This is a genomic window from Methylomagnum ishizawai, assembly GCF_900155475.1.
Taxonomy (GTDB): Bacteria; Pseudomonadota; Gammaproteobacteria; order Methylococcales; family Methylococcaceae; genus Methylomagnum; species Methylomagnum ishizawai_A.
This window is the reverse complement of the sequence record NZ_FXAM01000001.1, coordinates 3,604,929-3,626,281: the sequence shown is the minus strand read 5'-3', so window position 1 is coordinate 3,626,281 and position 21,353 is coordinate 3,604,929. Positions and strand designations below refer to the sequence as shown.

Genomic DNA, 21,353 nt, shown 5'->3' with positions numbered 1-21,353 from the left:
CCACGTAGGGTGGGCATGTACCCAGGCCCACCTTGCCGTGCCTACTACAAGCTTACGGTGGGCCATGTTCCAGCGGCTGGTCTTGGATTCCCGGCCCGCCCGGCGGCGGCCATGGAGCCAATTATTAATAGCCCTGGCTTAGCATGGAAGCATAGGCCAATTCCAGATTTCGGCAAAAACGCGCGGTATCGAACAAGGGCCAGTGGCCGCGTTCCGTGCGTAGCCGTTCCTTCAGGCCGGCGATGCGGGTGGGGGCATGGGCCAATTCGATAATCAAATCGGCATAGCCGTCGAGCGAGGTGGCGATCAATTCGGGCATGCCGATGGCGTGCAACAGGCTCCCGGCCACCCGTGCCGGGAACGCCCCGCCCATATAGGTCACCACCGGCAAACCGGCCATGAGCGCGTCCGCCGCCGTGCTATGGGCGTTATAAGGCCAAGTGTCGAGAAAGAGGTCGGCGAGGCGGTAGCGGGCCAGATGGTCCTCGACTCTCGGCACCCGTCCGGCGAAGACCAAACGTCCGGGGGCTATGCCCTGGGCTTGGGCGGCGGCTTGCAGGTTGCGGCGGTTGGTGTCACCGCGCGAGGCCAGCCATAGCACGCTGTCCGGCACCTGCGCCAAGACCCGCATCCATACCGCCCACAGCGGCGGCGAGATTTTGTAGTCCTGGCTGAACGAGCAGAACACCCGCCCCGTGTCCGGCAGGCCGCAGTCGGCGCGGGTCGGGGTCGGACCGATTGCGATGGAAGCATCGGTCGGCAGGTAGCAATCCGGCAGATAGGCCACACGCTCGCTGTAGAACGGCTGGTGTTCGGGCGGGATGACCTGGCGGTCGGCCAGGAGGTAATCCATGAAGCCGACGCCCAAGGTGCCCGGATAGCCCAGGAAATTGACCTGCACCGGGGCCGGGCGGTGGGCGAAGATTTCGATGCGCGAATCCGAGGTATAACCGGCCAGATCGACCGCGATATCCACTTCCATGGCCCGCATCTGCTCGGCGATTTGGCGGGCGCCCAGGGCGCGGGCGTCGATGAAATGGTCGAAGGCTTGCACCATGCGTCCGCGTAGACGGCTGCCGTCGTCCGGTCCCAGCGAGATGGCGAAGGTCTCGAACCGGCTTTTGTCGTGATGCTCGAACACCCCGGCCATCAGATGCCCGACCGGATGCTCGCGCAAATCCGGCGACACATAGGCCAGCCGGATGCGGTCGTGGGTATAGCGCTCGCCGCGCCATAAGGGCGGGCCGGGCGGCGGGCAGTAGTAATGGGCGAACAAACGGGCGCAGAGGAATTGGTCGCTGGCGCTATCGGACAAGGCCATGAAAGCCAGGGACTTGCAGACCTTGCGCCCGGCCCGGATGCCCTCGACGATGGCGGCGCGGGCGGACTCGAAGCCGTTCCAGTCGGCGCAATGCATCTTTTCATACAGCAACAGCCCCGGCCCGTAGTCGTAGCCGGGATTGAGTTGCAACAGCCGCTCGAAACGGGCGATGGCTTGTTCCCCTTGCTTGAATTCGGTCAGCAGGATGGCGCTGTTGGCGAGGGCTGGGAGATAGTCGGGATTCAGCGCCAAGGCCCGGTCGAAGCGGGCCAGGGCGTCCTGGTGGCGGAGCAAATCCCGCAGCAGGGCACCGCTGTTGACCAGCGCCTCCACATAATCGGGCTGGATCGCCAAGGCTTGGTCGTAGCTGGCCAGGGCTTCCTGTCGCCGCCCCAGGGTTTGCAGCAACGAACCCTGCGCGAACCAGAGCGGAGCGAAATGCGGAGCCGCCCGCGTGCCCCGCTCGCAATAGGCCAAACCTTCCGCCGGATCGCCCTGGTTCAGGGCGATGACGGCTAGGGAATAGAGGGCGGCACCATTGCTGGGTTCGTCCTCTAGGATTTCCCGGAACAACCGGGCCGCTGTGGCCCAGTCGCCCTGGTTCTGTAACGCTATGGCTTGTACCAGTTTTCCGCTTTGTGTGACCAATTGACCCACCTCCTGGATTGCAATCGGCGCAGCCTATCGGCTTCGGTCCGCGTTTGCCAAGCTATTTGCCTCCCTTGTCGCCGCCGATGGAGAGGAAGCCGGTTTTGGCCGGGTCCAGCGCGTCCGCGACGTTGAGCGGCGTGGCGGTCGATTGCCCCAATCCCGGCACGGCGGAGCGCGGGTTGCCGTTGGCGTCGAAGCGGTCCAACAAGCCGCTGATGCGGGAGACGTTCGCCGCCACGGTGCCGGTCTGGTTGCCGGACGGGGCGTCGAGTCCCGGCAGCGTGCCGCCGGCGGGCTGGGTCTGGGACTCGGCGAAGGCCGCGATGGCCTGGGCCATGCCGCTGACCTGGGTCCGCAAGTCTTGGGCGTCGCCTTGGGTCTGCTGCGATTTGTCGGCCACGAACCAGACATCCGCCGTTTGATGGGTAGTCCCGTCCTGGGTCTGGTAGGTGGAAATCAGGTTGATCCAGTTGCCTTGGTCCTTGATCGAAGTCTGCTCGGCATTCACCCCGATTTGCGTGATACCCAAGGCGGCGAGGGTCCGCAGTTCCCCGGATTGGCTGACGCCGTCCGAGTTGGCATCGACCCAGACCCGGAGGTCTTGGAAGGCCGCGTCCTGGGCGTTGAGCTGGCCGTCGTGGTCTTGGTCCAGGGCCGCCAGGGCCGCGTAGCCGTTGGCCGCCGTGCCGCCGGAAGGCAGCGGGGTGGCATCGCCGAACAACTCGGTACCGTCGCCGATCACGCCATCGTGGTTGCGGTCCAGCGCCAACAGGCCATCTTCCCGGTCGATCCAGCCGGTGGCGGTGTCCTGCCCGCTGCCGAACAGGTCGAAGCGCGTGCCGGCGTCGATTCCCAGCGATTTGACGCCATCCCCGTTGAGGTCCAGCGCCACCGGACTCCCGATCTGCAAATGGCTGATCTGGATGGTGTTGAAGGAACTGATCTGGGTGGTGGTCAGCGCCATGACCTGGGCGGTGTTGAGCGCGGCCACCTCGAAGGTGGTCAGGGCCGCGATCTGGTGGGTGGTCAATACCACGATCTGGCTGGTGGTCAGGGCGGTGAGGTCGCCGGTTTCCATCGCGGCCACTTGTACCGTGGTCAGGTTCACCAACTGCTGGGTGGTCAGGGCCACGACCTGACGGGTGGTCAGGGCCACGATGGCGTTGGTGGTGAGCGCCGCGATACCCGCCGTGGTGAGTGCGGCGATTTGGGTGGTGCCCAGTGCGACCAGATCGGCGGTTTCAAGGGCCGCCACTTGGTCGGTGGTCAAAGCCGCCGCTTGCGCGGTGGTCAGGGACGCCGCCTGGAGAGTGGTCAGGGCGACCGCTTCGGCGGTGGTCAGGGCCGCGATCTGGGCGGTGGTCAAGGCCGCGATCTGGGCGGTCCTGAGGGCGGCGAGATCGGCGGTTTCGAGGGCGGCGACCTGGGTCGTGGTGAGCGCCGTGGTTTGGGCGGTGGAGAGGATCGCGGCTTGGACCGTGGTCAGGGCCACGGCCTGGGCGGTGGTGAGGGCCGCGACTTGTGCGGTGGTGAGCGCCGTCGCCTGGGCGGTGGTGAGCGCTGCGATAGTGGCGGTGGTGAGCGCCGCCACCTGGACGGTGGTGAGCGCCGCGACCTGGAGCGTCCTGAAGGCGACGAGATCGGTGGTTTCCATGGTGGCGACCTGCGAGGTCGTCAAGGCCGCCGTCTGGGCGGTGGAGAGGATCGCGGCCTGGGCGGTGGTCAAGGCCACGGTTTCGGCGGTGGTGAGCGCGGCGACCTGGGCGGTCTTCAAGGCGGCGACCTGGGCGGTCTTCAGGGCGGCGATGGTGGCGGTGGCGAGCGCCGCGACCTGGGCGGTGGTGAGTGCCGCGACCTGGAGGGTCTTGAAGGCGGCGAGGTCGGCGGTCTCCATGGCCGCGACCTGGGCGGTGGTGAGCGCCGCCGTTTGGGCGGTGGTCAGGGCCGCGGCTTGCAGGGTGGTGAGGGCGACGGCCTGGGTGGTGGTCAAGGCCGCGACCTGGGCGGTGGTGAGCGCCGCGATCTGGAGCGTCCTGAAGGCGACGAGATCGGTGGTTTCCATGGCGGCGACCTGCGAGGTCGTCAAGGCCGCCGTCTGGGCGGTGGAGAGGATCGCGGCCTGGGCGGTGGTGAGGGCGACGGCCTGGGCGGTGGTGAGCGCCGCGACCTGGGCGGTGGTGAGCGCCGCCGCCTGGGCGGTCTTCAAGGCGGCGATGGCCGCGGTGGTGAGCGCCGCCGCCTGGGCGGTGCTGAGTGCCGCGACCTGGAGGGTCTTGAAGGCGGCGAGGTCGGCGGTCTCCATGGCCGCGACCTGGGCGGTGGTGAGCGCCGCCGTCTGGGCGGTGGTCAGGGCTGCGGCTTGCAGGGTGGTGAGGGCGACGGCCTGGGTGGTGGTCAAGGCCGCGACCTGGGCGGTGGTGAGCGCCGCGACCTGGAGGGTCTTGAAGGCGGCGAGGTCGGCGGTTTCGAGGGCCACCACTTGGTCGGTGGTCAAGGCCGCCGTCTGGGCGGTGGAGAGGATCGCGGCCTGGGCGGTGGTCAAGGCCACGGTTTCGGCGGTGGTGAGCGCGGCGACCTGGGCGGTCTTCAGGGCGGCGACCTGGGCGGTCTTCAGGGCGGCGATGGTGGCGGTGGCGAGCGCCGCGACCTGGGCGGTGGTGAGTGCCGCGATCTGGAGGGTCTTGAAGGCGGCGAGGTCGGCGGTCTCCATGGCCGCGACCTGGGCGGTGGTGAGCGCCGCCGTCTGGGCGGTGGTCAGGGCCGCAGCTTGCAGGGTGGTGAGGGCCACGGCCTGGGTGGTGGTCAAGGCCGCGACCTGGGCGGTGGTGAGCGCCGCGACCTGGAGGGTCTTGAAGGCGGCGAGGTCGGCGGTTTCGAGGGCCGCCACTTGGTCGGTGGTCAAGGCCGCCGTCTGGGCGGCGGAGAGGATCGCGGCCTGGGCGGTGGTCAAGGCCACGGTTTCGGCGGTGGTGAGCGCGGCGACCTGGGCGGTCTTCAGGGCGGCGACCTGGGCGGTCTTCAGGGCGGCGATGGTGGCGGTGGCGAGCGCCGCGACCTGGGCGGTGGTGAGTGCCGCGATCTGGAGGGTCTTGAAGGCGGCGAGGTCGGCGGTCTCCATGGCCGCGACCTGGGCGGTGGTGAGCGCCGCCGTCTGGGCGGTGGTCAGGGCCGCGGCTTGCAGGGTGGTGAGGGCGACGGCCTGGGTGGTGGTCAAGGCCGCGACCTGGGCGGTGGTGAGCGCCGCGACCTGGAGGGTCTTGAAGGCGGCGAGGTCGGCGGTTTCGAGGGCCGCCACTTGGTCGGTGGTCAAGGCCGCCGTCTGGGCGGTGGAGAGGATCGCGGCCTGGGCGGTGGTCAAGGCCACGGTTTCGGCGGTGGTGAGCGCGGCGACTTGGGCGGTCTTCAAGGCGGAGACCTGGGCGGTCTTCAGGGCGGCGATAGTGGCGGTGGCGAGCGCTGCGACCTGGGCGGTGGTGAGCGCCGCGATCTGGAGGGTCTTGAAGGCGGCGAGGTCGGCGGTCTCCATGGCCGCGACCTGGGCGGTGGTGAGCGCCGCCGTCTGGGCGGTGGTCAGCGCCGCGGCCTGGGCGGTGGTGAGGGCGACGGCCTGGGCGGTGGTCAAGGCCGCGACCTGGGCGGTGGTGAGCGCCGCCGCCTGGGCGGTCTTCAAGGCGGCGATGGCCGCGGTGGTGAGCGCCGCCGCCTGGGCGGTGCTGAGGGCCGCGACCTGGAGGGTCTTGAAGGCGGCGAGGTCGGCGGTCTCCATGGCCGCGACCTGGGCGGTGGTGAGCGCCGCCGTCTGGGCGGTGGTCAGCGCCGCGGCCTGGGTGGTGGTGAGGGCGACGGCCTGGGCGGTGGTCAAGGCCGCGACCTGGGCGGTGGTGAGCGCCGCGACCTGGAGGGTCTTGAAGGCGGCGAGGTCGGCGGTTTCGAGGGCCGCCACTTGGTCGGTGGTCAAGGCCGCCGTCTGGGCGGTGGAGAGGATCGCGGCCTGGGCGGTGGTCAAGGCCACGGCTTCGGCGGTGGTCATCGCGGCGACCTGGGCGGTGGTCAAGGCGGCGACCTGGGCGGTCTTCAGGGCGGCGATGGTGGCGGTGGCGAGCGCCGCGACCTGGGCGGTGGTGAGTGCGGCGACCTGGAGGGTCTTGAAGGCGGCGAGGTCGGCGGTCTCCATGGCCGCGACCTGGGCGGTGGTGAGCGCCGCCGTCTGGGCGGTGGTCAGGGCCGCGGCTTGCAGGGTGGTGAGGGCGACGGCCTGGGTGGTGGTCAAGGCCGCGACCTGGGCGGTGGTGAGCGCCGCGATCTGGAGCGTCCTGAAGGCGACGAGATCGGTGGTTTCCATGGCGGCGACCTGCGAGGTCGTCAAGGCCGCCGTCTGGGCGGTGGAGAGGATCGCGGCCTGGGCGGTGGTCAAGGCCACGGTTTCGGCGGTGGTCATCGCGGCGACCTGGGCGGTGGTCAAGGCGGCGACCTGGGCGGTCTTCAGGGCGGCGATGGTGGCGGTGGCGAGCGCCGCGACCTGGGCGGTGGTGAGTGCCGCGACCTGGAGGGTCTTGAAGGCGGCGAGGTCGGCGGTCTCCATGGCCGCGACCTGGGCGGTGGTGAGCGCCGCCGTCTGGGCGGTGGTCAGGGCCGCGGCTTGCAGGGTGGTGAGGGCGACGGCCTGGGTGGTGGTCAAGGCCGCAACCTGGGCGGTGGTGAGCGCCGCGACCTGGAGGGTCTTGAAGGCGGCGAGGTCGGCGGTTTCGAGGGCCGCCACTTGGTCGGTGGTCAAGGCCGCCGTCTGGGCGGTGGAGAGGATCGCGGCCTGGGCGGTGGTCAAGGCCACGGTTTCGGCGGTGGTGAGCGCGGCGACCTGGGCGGTCTTCAAGGCGGAGACCTGGGCGGTCTTCAGGGCGGCGATGGTGGCGGTGGCAAGCGCCGCGACCTGGGCGGTGGTGAGTGCGGCGACCTGGAGGGTCTTGAAGGCGGCGAGGTCGGCGGTCTCCATGGCCGCGACCTGGGCGGTGGTGAGCGCCGCCGTCTGGGCGGTGGTCAGGGCCGCGGCTTGCAGGGTGGTGAGGGCGACGGCCTGGGTGGTGGTCAAGGCCGCGACCTGGGCGGTGGTGAGCGCCGCGACCTGGAGGGTCTTGAAGGCGGCGAGGTCGGCGGTTTCGAGGGCCACCACTTGGTCGGTGGTCAAGGCCGCCGTCTGGGCGGTGGAGAGGATCGCGGCCTGGGCGGTGGTCAAGGCCACGGTTTCGGCGGTGGTGAGCGCGGCGATTTGGGCGCTCTTCAAGGCGGCGACCTGGGCGGTCTTCAGGGCGGCGATGGTGGCGGTGGTGAGCGCCGCCGCCTGGGCGGTGCTGAGGGCCGCGACCTGGAGGGTCTTGAAGGCGGCGAGGTCGGCGGTCTCCATGGCCGCGACCTGGGCGGTGGTGAGCGCCGCCGTCTGGGCGGTGGTCAGGGCCGCGGCTTGCAGGGTGGTGAGGGCGACGGCCTGGGTGGTGGTCAAGGCCGCGACCTGGGCGGTGGTGAGCGCCGCGACCTGGAGGGTCTTGAAGGCGGCGAGGTCGGCGGTTTCGAGGGCCGCCACTTGGTCGGTGGTCAAGGCCGCCGTCTGGGCGGTGGAGAGGATCGCGGCCTGGGCGGTGGTCAAGGCCACGGTTTCGGCGGTGGTGAGCGCGGCGACTTGGGCGGTCTTCAAGGCGGAGACCTGGGCGGTCTTCAGGGCGGCGATAGTGGCGGTGGCGAGCGCTGCGACCTGGGCGGTGGTGAGCGCCGCGATCTGGAGGGTCTTGAAGGCGGCGAGGTCGGCGGTCTCCATGGCCGCGACCTGGGCGGTGGTGAGCGCCGCCGTCTGGGCGGTGGTCAGCGCCGCGGCCTGGGCGGTGGTGAGGGCGACGGCCTGGGCGGTGGTCAAGGCCGCGACCTGGGCGGTGGTGAGCGCCGCCGCCTGGGCGGTCTTCAAGGCGGCGATGGCCGCGGTGGTGAGCGCCGCCGCCTGGGCGGTGCTGAGGGCCGCGACCTGGAGGGTCTTGAAGGCGGCGAGGTCGGCGGTCTCCATGGCCGCGACCTGGGCGGTGGTGAGCGCCGCCGTCTGGGCGGTGGTCAGCGCCGCGGCCTGGGTGGTGGTGAGGGCGACGGCCTGGGCGGTGGTCAAGGCCGCGACCTGGGCGGTGGTGAGCGCCGCGACCTGGAGGGTCTTGAAGGCGGCGAGGTCGGCGGTTTCGAGGGCCGCCACTTGGTCGGTGGTCAAGGCCGCCGTCTGGGCGGTGGAGAGGATCGCGGCCTGGGCGGTGGTCAAGGCCACGGCTTCGGCGGTGGTCATCGCGGCGACCTGGGCGGTGGTCAAGGCGGCGACCTGGGCGGTCTTCAGGGCGGCGATGGTGGCGGTGGCGAGCGCCGCGACCTGGGCGGTGGTGAGTGCGGCGACCTGGAGGGTCTTGAAGGCGGCGAGGTCGGCGGTCTCCATGGCCGCGACCTGGGCGGTGGTGAGCGCCGCCGTCTGGGCGGTGGTCAGGGCCGCGGCTTGCAGGGTGGTGAGGGCGACGGCCTGGGTGGTGGTCAAGGCCGCGACCTGGGCGGTGGTGAGCGCCGCGATCTGGAGCGTCCTGAAGGCGACGAGATCGGTGGTTTCCATGGCGGCGACCTGCGAGGTCGTCAAGGCCGCCGTCTGGGCGGTGGAGAGGATCGCGGCCTGGGCGGTGGTGAGGGCGACGGCCTGGGTGGTGGTGAGCGCCGCGACCTGGGCGGTGGTGAGCGCCGCCGCCTGGGCGGTCTTCAAGGCGGCGATGGCCGCGGTGGTGAGCGCCGCCGCCTGGGCGGTGGTGAGTGCGGCGACCTGGAGGGTCTTGAAGGCGGCGAGGTCGGCGGTCTCCATGGCCGCGACCTGGGCGGTGGTGAGCGCCGCCGTCTGGGCGGTGGTCAGGGCCGCGGCTTGCAGGGTGGTGAGGGCGACGGCCTGGGTGGTGGTCAAGGCCGCGACCTGGGCGGTGGTGAGCGCCGCGACCTGGAGGGTCTTGAAGGCGGCGAGGTCGGCGGTTTCGAGGGCCGCCACTTGGTCGGTGGTCAAGGCCGCCGTCTGGGCGGTGGAGAGGATCGCGGCCTGGGCGGTGGTCAAGGCCACGGTTTCGGCGGTGGTGAGGGCGGCGATTTGAGCGGTCTTCAAGGCGGAGACCTGGGCGGTCTTCAGGGCGGCGATGGTGGCGGTGGCGAGCGCCGCGACCTGGGCGGTGGTGAGTGCGGCGACCTGGAGGGTCTTGAAGGCGGCGAGGTCGGCGGTCTCCATGGCCGCGACCTGGGCGGTGGTGAGCGCCGCCGTCTGGGCGGTGGTCAGGGCCGCGGCTTGCAGGGTGGTGAGGGCGACGGCCTGGGTGGTGGTCAAGGCCGCGACCTGGGCGGTGGTGAGCGCCGCGACCTGGAGGGTCTTGAAGGCGGCGAGGTCGGCGGTTTCGAGGGCCGCCACTTGGTCGGTGGTCAAGGCCGCCGTCTGGGCGGCGGAGAGGATCGCGGCCTGGGCGGTGGTCAAGGCCACGGTTTCGGCGGTGGTCATCGCGGCGACCTGGGCGGTCTTCAAGGCGGCGACCTGGGAGGTTTTCAGGGCGGCGATGGTGGCGGTGGCGAGCGCCGCGACCTGGGCGGTGGTGAGTGCGGCGACCTGGAGGGTCTTGAAGGCGGCGAGGTCGGCGGTCTCCATGGCCGCGACCTGGGCGGTGGTGAGCGCCGCCGTCTGGGCGGTGGTCAGCGCCGCGGCTTGCAGGGTGGTGAGGGCGACGGCCTGGGTGGTGGTCAAGGCCGCGACCTGGGCGGTATTCATGATGGCGATCTGGGCGGTCTTGAAGACAGCGAGATCGGCGGTTTCCAGCGCCGCCGCCTGGGCGGTGGTCAAGGCCGCGACCTGGGCGGTACCCAGGTTGAGCGCTTGCGCGGTCGTCAGCGCGGCGACCTGGGTGGTGGTCAGACCTTGGTTGATCTGGGTCGTCGAGAGCGCCGCCAAATCCCTGGTCTCGATGATTTGTATCTGGGTGGTGGTGAAAGCCGCGATTTGAGTGGTAGTGAGTGCGGCGAAATCCGCAGTGGAGAGCGATTGGACCTGAACCGTCGTGAGCGCAGCGATCTGGGCGGTGGTCATGCCAATGACTATGGAGCTCATATTCGTATCCTCTTCAAGTTATTTGGAATGTCCACGATGACCCGGCATCGGTATTCATTCATTCATTCAGGTATAAAAATGAAATATCAGGCAGACAACATTTTCAGATTGATACGCTCGCCACCAGATAGTTAAACCTTTAAATACTGTTTTCAGGCCCAGGGTTTGGGTGTCCCATGTGGATCGATGCAGTGGGATGGTTGGTCGCGGGCCAGGGTCTACAGATAGATTTTTCAGTATGTAGCGGTAGGGCTGTGTGAAACTTTAGTATTATTTTTGTGTAATTTTTATTTGATATATGTTTTTTATAGAGACAGTAGTTTGAGTCAGGCGTCTAAGGAGATGACGCTGCAGGATATCGCCCGCTGGATAGCCTGGAAATTTTTTCACGTAAAATATTCAAGGATTTAAATCTGCCTTGTTTTGGTTTGGATGGGCGGAATATGTTTATAAAAACTAACGGTATTTATACTGTAGAGGTTGTGAACACTGTTAAAACTACTAAGCTCATGTGGAAGGCGCGGGCCTGATCGGCAGACGCGCCCGTATCGCAGGGCGCATATCCAGCCATGGAGCCGGATCGGTGGACCCTGTGTCCGCCACCGCGCACGCGGAAGGATTGGGCACTAGACTTCCCTCAAGGCCGGCCTTGTCCCGGCCAATCCATGACACCCACCAGACCCGTCCATTTCCGAACACGCCCATGCCCGCCGCTTTTCCGCATACCGCCGTCCAGTGCCTCACCGCCATCGCCCAGCACCATGGACTCCGGGTCCACCCGGAGCGGCTGATCGACGAATACGCCCTGGGCGCGGAGGAGCCCCGGCCCGCTTTATTGCTCCGCATGGCCCAGGACATCGGGCTCAAGGCCAAGCTGCAAAAACTCACTTGGGAAGGGCTGTTGGCGCAGGACGGGGTATTCCCGCTCATGGCCCGGCTGAACGGCGGCAATATGGTGATCGTGGTCGCGGTCCAGCCCCAGGAGGGCGGGCGGGTGGCTTTGATCGATCCCATGGCGGGCAAGGCCGAGGTCATCTTGGCTCCGGGCGGGCAGTTCCGCGAGCGTTGGAGCGGGGAGGTGGTGTTCCTCAAGCGCCGTCACGCCCTGAACGACCCGGACCAGCCGTTCGGCCTGCGCTGGTTCGTGCCGGAAATCCTGCGCCAGAAGGACGCCTTCCGCGATATCGCCATCGCCGCCTTGGGGATGCATGTGCTGGGGCTGGCGACGCCGATCTTTTTCCAGTTGGTGGTGGATAAGGTCTTGGTCCACAAGAGCGTTTCCACCCTGTGGGTGCTGGCGGTCGGGATCGCCTTGGCGCTGTTGTTCGATTCGGTGTTCGGCTATCTGCGCCAATTGCTGACGCTGGCCGCCACCAACAAGATCGATATGCGGATCACCCGGCGGGCGTTCGGCCATTTGCTGTCCTTGCCCATCGACTATTTCGAGACGGCGGCGGCGGGCGTGGTGGTCCGCCATATGCAGCAATTGGAAATCATCCGCCAATTCCTCACCGGGCAGTTGTTCACCACTACCCTGGACCTGGCTGCGCTGGGGATTTTCATGCCCATCCTGTTCGCCTATTCGGTCAAGCTGGCGATGATCGTGCTGGGGTTCACCGCGGTCATCGTCGCCACCGTGGGCTTGTTGATGCCGACCTTCCGCCGCTTGCTGGATGCGCTGTACCGGGCCGAGGGCAGCCGCCAAGCCTTGTTGGTCGAGACCATCCATGGCATGCGGACGGTCAAGGCGTTGGCCATCGAACCGGCCCAGCGCCGGGCCTGGGACCAGCTCTCCGCGTTGTCGATCGCCTCGCATTTCAAGGTCGGCAAGCTCGCCATCGTCGGCAACGCCCTCACCGATTTCCTGGGGAAGCTGTTGCCGGTCACGGTCATCGTCATCGGCGCCCAGGACGTGTTCGACCAGACCCTCACGGTGGGCGCCCTGATCGCCTTCCAGATGATTTCCGGGCGGGTGGTCGCGCCCTTGGTGCAGATCGTGGCCCTGGTCAACCAATACCAGCAGACCGCCCTGTCGGTGCGGATGTTGGGCGAGGTGATGAACCGGCCCCCGGAAAGCCGTCCCGGCGCGGGCAACCTCAGGCCGCAATTGGTCGGGGAAATCCGCTTCGAGGACGTGACGTTCCGCTACCCGGAATCGAACACCGCCGCCTTGGACCGGGCCGCGTTCGTCATCCCGGCGGGCAAGGTGGTGGGCATCGTGGGCCGCAGCGGTTCGGGCAAAACCACGCTGACCAAGCTGATCCAGGGTTTGTACGCGCCGCAGGAAGGTATCATCCGTTTCGACGGCGTGGATGCCCGCGAGATCGACCTGGCCCACCTACGCCGCCAGATCGGGGTGGTCTTGCAGGAGAATTTCCTGTTCCGCGGCACCATCCGCGACAACATCGCCGTGGCCCGGCCCGACGCCAGTTTCGAGGAGATCGTCGCCGCCAGCCAGGCGGCGGGGGCGGAAGAATTCATCGAGCGCTTCCCGCAGGGTTACGACACCTTATTGGAGGAGAACGCCTCGAACCTGAGCGGCGGCCAGAAACAGCGCCTGTCCATCGCCCGCGCCCTGCTCACCAAGCCGCGCATCCTGATCCTCGACGAGGCCGCCAGCGCCCTCGACCCCGAAAGCGAGGCTATTTTTATCCGCAACCTGTCGCGCATCGCCGTGGGCCGCACCGTCATCATGATTTCCCACCGCCTGTCCACCCTGGTCAACGCCCATGCCATCCTGGTCATGCAGCGGGGCTGCTTGGTCGATAGCGGTCGCCACCAAGAATTGCTGACCCGCTGCCCCACTTATCAACAACTATGGCATCAACAAACCAGCCACCTGTAGGCCCGGAACCGGCCCATCCGGCCACGGCGGTCGATTTCCTGCCCGACGCCGACGAGATCGAACGCGCCCCCTTGCCGCGGGTGGCCCGGCTGACCTTGCACGTCCTGTTCGCCGTCTTGGTGGTCTTCCTGGCCTGGGCCTATTTTTCCGAGATCGAGCGGGTGGTGGTGGCGCATGGGCGCTTGGTCACGCCCTTGCCCAATATCGTGGTCCAGCCCTTGGAAACCGCCATCATCCAGAGCCTGGATGTGCGCCTGGGCCAGGTGGTGCGGAAGGGCGAGCGGCTGGCGACCCTGGACCCGACCTTCGCCAGCGCCGACGAGGCCCAGTTGCGGGTGCGCCTCAACAGCCTGGACACCGAGACCCGCCGCCTCCAAGCCGAGCTGGCCGGTAAGCTGGGTCCGTCGCCCGCCGCCCCGGTCGATGCCGACACCCAGCTGCAAGCCGAACTCCTGGACGAACGGCGGGCTAATTACGCGGCCCAGATCACCCATTTCGACGAAAGCCTCGCCCGCCTGCAAGCCGCCATCGAAACCGACCGCCGCGACCAAAAGGCGCTGGCCGAGCGCATCGAGCCGTTGCGGGAAATGGAAACCATGCAGCAAAGCCTGGTTGAACGCCAACTCGGTCCCAAGACCGGCTTGCTGGAAGCCCGCGAGCGGCGCTTGGAAGTGGAGCGCGATATGCAATTGGCGATCAACCGCGAGCAGGAACTACGCAAGGAACTGGCTTCGACCCAGGCGGAAAAGGCGGCGTTCGAGAAGGGTTGGCGGCAAAAGACCATGGAGGAGCTATTGGCGGTCACGCGGGAGCGCGATTCGATCAAGGAGCAATTGCAGAAGGCGGACAAGCGCCAGAAGTTGGTGACGCTCACATCGCCCTCCGACGCCGTGGTGTTGGAAATCGCCAAGCTCTCGCAAGGCTCGGTGGCGCGGGGGGCGGAAGCCTTGTTCACCCTGGTTCCGCTCGATGCCCAGCTGGAGGCCGAGGTCCAGATCGATTCCCTGGACGTGGGCTATGTCAAACCCGGCGACCTCGCGCATCTCAAGCTCGACGCCTATCCTTTCCAGCGCCATGGCACGCTGGAGGCGAAGGTGCGGACCCTCAGCGAGGACGCTTTCCGCCGCGACGCCAATGCCCAGGCCGACGGCTTGGACGCCTATTACCTGAGCCGCATCGAACTGGGCGACAACCATTTGCGGCGCTTGCCCGCCCATGCCCGCCTGCTGCCCGGCATGACCCTTACGGCGGAAATCGTGGTGGGCAAGCGCTCGGTGATGTCCTATCTGCTGTGGCCTTTGACCCGCGCCCTGGACGAATCGATGCGCGAACCGTGACCGCCGCCAAAACCTTAAACGAAGGGAGAACAACCATGACCAAAGTGGCGTTGATTACCGGCGTGACCGGCCAGGACGGGGCTTATCTCGCCGAATTCCTGCTCGGCAAGGGCTACGAGGTGCATGGGGTGAAACGGCGGGCCTCGCTGTTCAACACCGAGCGCATCGACCACCTCTACCAAGACCCCCATGTCGATCACCGGCGCTTCATCCTGCATTACGGCGACCTGACCGATTCCACCAACTTGATCCGTATCGTCCAGCAGGTCCGGCCCGACGAAATCTACAACCTCGCGGCGCAAAGCCATGTGCAAGTGTCGTTCGAGACCCCGGAATACACGGCGGACGCCGACGGCCTGGGCACGCTGCGGTTGTTGGAAGCCATCCGCATTTTGGGGCTTACCGACAAAACCCGGTTCTACCAAGCTTCGACCTCCGAACTGTTCGGCAAGGTGCTGGAAACCCCGCAACGCGAAACCACGCCGTTCTATCCCCGCTCGCCCTACGCCGTCGCCAAGCTCTACGCCTATTGGATCACGGTCAATTACCGGGAGGCCTATGGGATGTATGCCTGCAACGGCATCTTGTTCAACCACGAAAGTAAATTCCGCGGCGAAACCTTCGTCACCCGCAAGATCACCCGCGGCCTCGCCCGCATCAAGGCCGGGATGCAGGACCGGCTGCATCTCGGCAACCTCGACGCCCGCCGCGATTGGGGCCATGCCCGCGACTACATCGAAATGCAATGGCTGATGCTGCAACAGCCCACGCCCGACGATTACGTCATCGCCACCGGCATCCAGCATACGGTGCGGGAATTCGTCGAGACGGCGGCGGAATTTTTGGATATCCGGCTGGAATGGCGCGGGGAAGGCGTCGGGGAAAAAGGCTACGAGGTCGGCACCGGGCGCTGTCTGGTCGAAATCGACCCGCGCTATTTCCGCCCCGCCGAAGTCGAAACCCTGTTGGGCGACCCGAGCAAGGCGCGGGAAAAACTGGGCTGGACCCCTAGCATTTCCTACCGGCAACTGGTCGAGGAAATGGTGCGCGAGGATATGAAAGCCGCCGAGCGCGACGCCCTCTGCCGCCGCGAAGGCTATGCCATCCCCGACCGCAGCGAAGAATAAGCGAGGCGCGCAGATGGACACCCAGGATCGGAAGATTTTCGTGGCGGGCCACCGGGGCTTGGTGGGATCGGCGGTCGTGCGCTGTTTGCAAAGGCGGGGTTATCGTAACTTGTTGATCCGTAACCGGAACGAGGTGGACCTGACCGATTACCGCGCCGTCGCAACCCTGTTCCGGGCTGAAAAACCCGACGTGGTGATCGACGCCGCCGCCAAGGTCGGCGGCATCCTCGCCAACGATAGCTATCCCGCCGATTTCATCCGCGACAACCTGTTCATCCAGAGCCACCTGATCGAGTGCGCCTACCGGGCCGGGGTGCGCAAGTTCGTGTTCCTGGGTTCGTCCTGCATCTACCCCAAGGCCGCGCCCCAGCCCATGCGCGAGGAATATCTGCTCACCGGCCCCTTGGAACCCACCAACGAGTGGTACGCCGTCGCCAAGATCGCCGGTATAAAAATGTGCCAAGCCTACCGGCGGCAATATGGCTTCGACGCCATCAGCCTGATGCCCACCAACCTCTACGGGCCGGGCGATTATTTCGACCTGGAGAAATCCCACGTCCTGCCGGCCCTGCTGCGGAAATTCCACGAGGCCAAGCAGCGCGGCGATGCCGCCGTCACGGTCTGGGGCAGCGGCACGCCCCGGCGCGAATTCCTCTATGTGGACGATCTGGCCGAGGCCGTGGTGTTCTTGCTGGAGAATTATTCGGAGGAGGGCATCGTCAATGTCGGGACCGGCGAGGATGTGTCGATCCGCGAACTGGCCGATATGATCCGGGCCGAGGTGGGTTTCGCGGGCGAATTGCGTTTCGATGCGACCAAGCCCGATGGTACGCCCAGGAAGCTGCTCGATGTGTCGCGCTTGTCGGCGCTGGGCTGGCGGGCGGGGACTTCCTTGGCCGAAGGTATCGGCAAGACCTACCGTTGGTATTTGCAACACGCGGCGGAATTGCGGATGTGAGGAGAGAACCGGGCGTGTCGTGGGCAAAACAAAAGGGGTTAGCTTTCGCTAACCCCTTGTTTTATCTGGCGTGCCCGGCGGGACTTGAACCCACGACCTTTGGCTTCGGAGGCCAACACTCTATCCAACTGAGCTACGGGCACTGAGGACGCCCATTCTAACGCATTCAGGGCTTGTTTAACAGGCTGCGGATATGGGCCAGGGCTGCGATGCCGTATTCGCGCTGGAGTTGGGGGTCTGGGGGTTTGCGGTTCACCCATTCCAGGTCGTCCTGCGGCAACTCGTCCAGGAAGCGGCTGGGCTGGGTGCTTTGCAATTCGCCCTGGCGCTTGCGGTGGCTGCAATAGCTCAGGGTCAGGGTGCGCTGGGCGCGGGTGATGCCGACATAGGCCAAGCGCCGTTCTTCTTCCACGGTGTCGGCCTCGATGCTGGCTTGGTGCGGCAGGATGTTTTCCTCCAGGCCGACCAGGTAGACATGCGGGAATTCCAAGCCCTTGGCGGCGTGCAAGGTCATCAGGTTGACCCGGTCGCCGGCTTTTTCCTCCTGGCCGCGTTCCAGCACGTCCAGCAGCATGATGCGGGCCACGACTTCGGGCAGGCTTTTCGGTTTGGCGGGGTCTTCGTGGGCGATGCGTTTCAGCCAGTCCAGCAGTTCGCGGACTTGGCCCATCTTGCGCTTGGCGGTGTCGTTATTGTCGAGGCTGTCCTTCAGCCATTGTTCGTAGCCGAGGGCGGCCACGAAGTCATCGATCACCGCGAAGGCGTCGCCTTGCCGGGCTTGTTCGGCCACGGCGGAAATCTGCCCGCAGAAATGCCGCAGCCGCCGCAAACCCGCTTCGGGCAGGCTGTGTTCCAGGCCGAATTCCGCACAGGCCGCGAACAGGCTGATGTGCCGCCGGTTGGCGTAGGCACCGAGCTTTTCCAGGGTGGCGGGGCCGATTTCCCGGCGCGGCACGTTGACGATGCGGAGGAAGGCCGCGTCGTCGTCCGGGTTCACCAGTAGCCGCAGATAGGCCAGGATGTCTTTCACTTCCGTATAGCCGAAGAACGACATGCCGCCGCTGATGAAATAGGGGATGCTGTGTTCGCGCAGCGCCTGCTCGAAAGGCCGTGATTGATGGTTGCCCCGGTAGAGGATGGCATAATCCTGATATTTGCCGCCGTGGCGGAAGCGGTGATGGACCAGGTCGGTGGCGAGGTTGCGGGCTTCCTGGAGGTCGTCCTTGTGGCTCAGCACCCGCAGCGGGTCGCCATAGCCCAAGGCACTCCACAGCCGTTTCTCGAACGGGTGGGGATTGTTGGCGATGAGTTGGTTGGCGACCTTGAGGATGCGCCCGGTCGAGCGGTAGTTCTGTTCCAGCTTGATGACCTTGAGCCGGGGATAATCGCGTTGCAAATGCGCGAGGTTTTCCGGCTGGGCACCGCGCCAGGAATAGATCGACTGGTCGTCGTCGCCCACCACGGTGAAGCGGCCCAGCGCCCCGGCCAGCAGCTTGACCAGTTGATATTGGGTCTGGTTGGTATCCTGGTATTCGTCCACCAGCAGATAGCGGATTTTGTGCCGCCATTGCTCCAATACTTCCGGCTGGTCCTGGAACAACAGCACCGGCAACAGGATCAAATCGTCGAAATCCACCGCGTTATAGGCCCGCAGATGGCGCACATATTCGCCATAGAGCCGGGCCACGCCGGGATGCAGCCCTTCCGGTTCCGCCTGGGCCTGTTCCGGGATGATGAACAGGTTTTTCCAACGGCTGATTTGCCAGGCGTAGCTTTCCGCCTTGTCGATATCCCATTCCGACACCGAATGCTTGATGAGTTCCTTGAGCAGCACCAGGCGGTCGTGTTCGTCGAAGATCGAGATGTTCTGCTTGAAACCCAGCGCCTTGTGTTCGCGCCGCACGATATCGAGGCCCAGGGCGTGGAAGGTCGAGACCGTCAGTCCCCGGATATGGCGCTCGTCCACGATGCGGCCCACGCGGGATTTCATTTCCCGCGCCGCCTTGTTGGTGAAGGTGACGGCGGCGATGTTACGGGCCGGGGTGCCTTGCCGGATGAGATGGGCGATTTTCTCGGTGATGACCTTGGTCTTGCCGCTGCCGGCCCCGGCCAGGACCAGGAGCGGGCAATCCAGCGTGACCACGGCGGCGTGTTGTTGGGGATTAAGTTGGGACATGGGTGGCGGTGGAAAGTGGGAAGCGGCGGATTGTACCCGCCCTGCGGTTCAGAATAGATAGCCCAGCGCGAGATTGGCGGCATTGCGGAGTTCCGGGCTGCCCCAGGCGTCGAACTCGTAGCCCAGCGCCACCGAATAATGATCGAAGAACACCCAGCCCGCTTCCACGGCGAATAGCCCCGCATTGCGCCAACCCGCCCGTTCGTTCAGGGTGAGGGTGAATTCGCCGCGCAAATAGGCGGTATCGGACCAGAGGTAGACCAGGGCGAGATTGCCCAGCAGGTCGGCGATGCGGGCGTCTCCCCGGCCGCGGGGGATCGAGCGCTGGTATTCCAGTTTGGAAACCAGCAGGAAGCCAAACTCTTGGAAGGCGTAGCCCACCGCGCCCAGCCCCACATGCCAAAGCGCGACGTCCTGTCCGGCGTTGAACGGGAGGTTGCCGGTGGGGAAATCGATACGTAGGTCGGCCAGATAATTGGCGCTCCGGGTCGAGGCGAAGATATAGGCCAGCGAGCCATAGAGATCCCCCGGTTCGATATCGTTGCGGTCGCCGGGACCGTTCAGCAGCACCGGAATCCCGCTTTCGAAGCGGAACCTCTGGCCGAGGGGCAGGGCCAGGGTGGGGGTGAGTTCAAGGGTGGTGGGATCGGGTCCGGTGCCGTGTTCGATACGGGTGTCGAGGCTGATTTCGCGCAGGAAGGAGGCGGGGTCGTTGACCTGTTCGGCGACCGATTCGTCGGCTTCGATGGCGAGGCTATCGGTTTTTTTGCGGTCGCCGCTATCGGTTGCCGCCGTGTCGGGGGTGGATTTCAGGCGCTTGCCGCGCAGGCTCCGCGCTTCCGCCGCGTCCCAATCCAGCGCCAGGACCAAGGCCCAGCCGACAAGCCATGGTTTCATCCGGGCGGTGGGCGGGAGTCGCCTTCAATCCCAGCGGGCGTCCCGGACCTGGATACGCCCGCCCTCGACCCGCACCGGGAAAGTGGGAAGGTCTTCGTAGGCCGGGGGCGACAACACCTGGCCGGTCTTGAGCGAAAAGCGGGCGCGGTGGCGCGGGCAGATGATTTCGCAGCCTTCCAGCCGCCCGCTGGCGATTTCCGCGCCGTCGTGGGTGCAGGCGTCCAGGATGGCGTAATACGCGCCTTCGAGCTTGAACACGGCGACCGCGGTGCCATCCACGTCCACCACGATATGTTCGCCTTCGGCTAGGCTGCCCTCGCGGGCTACGTCGGTCCAGTCGGTCATGGTTTTACTCCGTGCTGATGGTCTCGCCCTCGTTCTTGAGCGCCGCCTGCAACGAATGCCAAGCCAAGGTCGCGCATTTCACCCGCGCCGGATAGGCCCGGACGCCCGCCAATACCGCCAGCTTGCCGATTTCCTCCAGATTCACCGCGTCGCCGTCCTGGCCGGTGGTGATGCGGTGGAAGGTCTCGAACAGGTGTTCGGCTTCGGCTTCGGTCTGGCCGCGCACGATTTCGGTCATCAAGGAGGCCGAGGCGGTGGAGATGGCGCAGCCCGAGCCTTGGAAACTCACGTCCTCGATCACGCCCGCATCGACCTTGACGTACAAGGTGATGCGGTCGCCGCACAGCGGGTTAAAACCCTCGATCTTGCGGTTGGCGTCGTCCATTACCCGGAAGTTGCGCGGGTTGCGGTTGTGGTCGAAGACGACTTCTTGGTAAAGGTCACGGATTGAGTCAAGCATGGATTGGGGTTCCTCGGTGTCTAGGGCGTGGCCGGGATGGCTTGGGAATACCCGGATATTTCTGGAGCCGCGTTGTCCTGGCCGCAATGGGCCAGTAGCCACGCGCTCATCTTGGCATAAAGCGGCATTGCGGTGACCAGTACATTGTAATGGTCGCCTCCCGGCACGGAGGTCCAGGTTTTGTCCGGGCTGGCAAAAGCCTCGAATAAGCTCCGTCCCCGACGCAGTGGAATCAAGCGATCCGCATCGCCGTGGGCCATGAAGACCGGCAGTGCGACCCGGTTGGCCCAGGTGTCGGGGCGTACCGAGCGCAAATCCGCGCCACCACGAAGCCGCATCCAATCCGCCAACATGGCCTCGACCGGCGGCAGCAAGGCCGGGGGTAGGGGCGCTAGCTGGTCTTCCACCACGTTTTCCAACCGGTCGAAGCTGGCCACGATGACCAGCGCCCGCCATAAATGGGGCGCGTCGAGCGCTGCCCGTGTTGCGAATGCGCCGCCCATGGACATGCCCCACAGGGCGGCGGGCGCATCCTGTGCTTGGAAGAAGCGGCGGGCGTCTTTGAGTGCGTGGGCCACGATGCCGCGTTCGTCGGGGGCGGTGGCGAAGCGCAAGTATTCGATGGGGCTTTCGCCGTGGGCCGGGAGGTCGGGAATCACGCTCATGAACCCGGCGGCGGCGAAGCGTTCGGCGACTGGCAGCAAATCTTCCTTGCGCCCGTTGCGGCCATGCAGCAAGACCAGGATGCCGCTGGTTTGCCCATAGGGCTTGGGTGAGGTTCCCAGCACGGCCAATTGTTCGCGCAATCGGGTGCCGCGTTGGGCGGGTGTGGTGGCGGGGTCGGGCGCTACGAACAGGCAGGGCGCTTGTCCGTCGTCGCAAGCGCCGTGATGGAGCGAAATACCGTGGGCGGCGGGGTGTTCGAGCCAATCGCGCTGGTAATCTTGGATCGCTTTGCGTTTGGGCTGGGCCAATTCCCCCGCGCCGCGCCAAAGCGCGGCGGCGGAAAAGGCCGCTGCCAACGCTAATGCCGAACCGGCGAGTTTGAAGATTAAACGGGATGGAATCAGCCCCATAGGTTCCAGGCGCATGGCCGGGGTTG

General features: G+C 66.4%; 11 protein-coding genes and 1 tRNA gene. 4 read left to right on the top strand and 8 right to left on the bottom strand.

The window, feature by feature from the left end:
* Positions 1–124: 124 nt before the first annotated feature.
* The gene (locus B9N93_RS16220; RefSeq protein ID WP_085215299.1) at positions 125–1,969 is read right to left on the bottom strand and encodes an O-linked N-acetylglucosamine transferase, SPINDLY family protein; all 1,845 of its coding nucleotides are present in this window, start codon (positions 1,967–1,969) and stop codon (positions 125–127) included.
* A 61-nt stretch (positions 1,970–2,030) separates the two neighbouring features.
* Positions 2,031–10,106, bottom strand: a complete 8,076-nt coding sequence (locus B9N93_RS25600) for a ribonuclease E domain-containing protein (RefSeq protein WP_176225286.1) — start codon at positions 10,104–10,106, stop codon at positions 2,031–2,033.
* A 703-nt stretch (positions 10,107–10,809) separates the two neighbouring features.
* On the opposite strand from B9N93_RS25600, the gene B9N93_RS16205 reads away from it, so the two are divergent.
* The 4 genes from B9N93_RS16205 to fcl are packed head-to-tail and all read left to right on the top strand — an operon-like array spanning position 10,810 to position 16,373.
* Positions 10,810–12,951 (top strand): peptidase domain-containing ABC transporter, encoded by a 2,142-nt coding sequence (locus B9N93_RS16205; protein ID WP_085215298.1) that lies wholly within the window; start codon positions 10,810–10,812, stop codon positions 12,949–12,951.
* Entirely contained in the window at positions 12,924–14,288 is a 1,365-nt protein-coding gene (locus B9N93_RS16200) for an HlyD family type I secretion periplasmic adaptor subunit (protein WP_085215297.1), read from the top strand. The genes B9N93_RS16205 and B9N93_RS16200 overlap by 28 nt, the downstream gene beginning before the upstream one ends.
* A 35-nt stretch (positions 14,289–14,323) precedes the next feature.
* On the top strand, positions 14,324–15,415 hold the full coding sequence (gene gmd / locus B9N93_RS16195; RefSeq protein ID WP_085215296.1) for a GDP-mannose 4,6-dehydratase: 1,092 nt from the start codon (positions 14,324–14,326) through the stop codon (positions 15,413–15,415).
* Positions 15,416–15,428: 13 nt separating this feature from the next.
* Entirely contained in the window at positions 15,429–16,373 is a 945-nt protein-coding gene (gene fcl / locus B9N93_RS16190; protein WP_085215295.1) for a GDP-L-fucose synthase, read from the top strand.
* Between the two features lie 66 nt (positions 16,374–16,439).
* On the opposite strand, the gene B9N93_RS16185 is transcribed toward fcl, so the two are convergent.
* From B9N93_RS16185 to B9N93_RS16160, 6 genes are all read right to left on the bottom strand, one after another.
* Positions 16,440–16,516 (bottom strand) — tRNA-Arg (locus B9N93_RS16185).
* Positions 16,517–16,539: 23 nt separating this feature from the next.
* Positions 16,540–18,549, bottom strand: coding sequence for a UvrD-helicase domain-containing protein (locus B9N93_RS16180; protein WP_085215294.1), 2,010 nt, complete (start codon positions 18,547–18,549; stop codon positions 16,540–16,542).
* Positions 18,550–18,597: 48 nt separating this feature from the next.
* Positions 18,598–19,446, bottom strand: coding sequence for a hypothetical protein (locus B9N93_RS16175; RefSeq protein WP_085215293.1), 849 nt, complete (start codon positions 19,444–19,446; stop codon positions 18,598–18,600).
* Between the two features lie 24 nt (positions 19,447–19,470).
* Positions 19,471–19,791 (bottom strand): non-heme iron oxygenase ferredoxin subunit, encoded by a 321-nt coding sequence (locus B9N93_RS16170; RefSeq protein WP_085215292.1) that lies wholly within the window; start codon positions 19,789–19,791, stop codon positions 19,471–19,473.
* A gap of 4 nt (positions 19,792–19,795) precedes the next feature.
* Positions 19,796–20,251, bottom strand: coding sequence for a Fe-S cluster assembly sulfur transfer protein SufU (gene sufU / locus B9N93_RS16165; RefSeq protein ID WP_085215291.1), 456 nt, complete (start codon positions 20,249–20,251; stop codon positions 19,796–19,798).
* A 20-nt stretch (positions 20,252–20,271) separates the two neighbouring features.
* Positions 20,272–21,342 carry an alpha/beta hydrolase gene (locus B9N93_RS16160; RefSeq protein WP_085215290.1) on the bottom strand — a complete coding sequence of 357 codons (1,071 nt, stop codon included), beginning with the start codon at positions 21,340–21,342 and terminating at the stop codon, positions 20,272–20,274.
* Between the last annotated feature and the right edge of the window lie 11 nt (positions 21,343–21,353).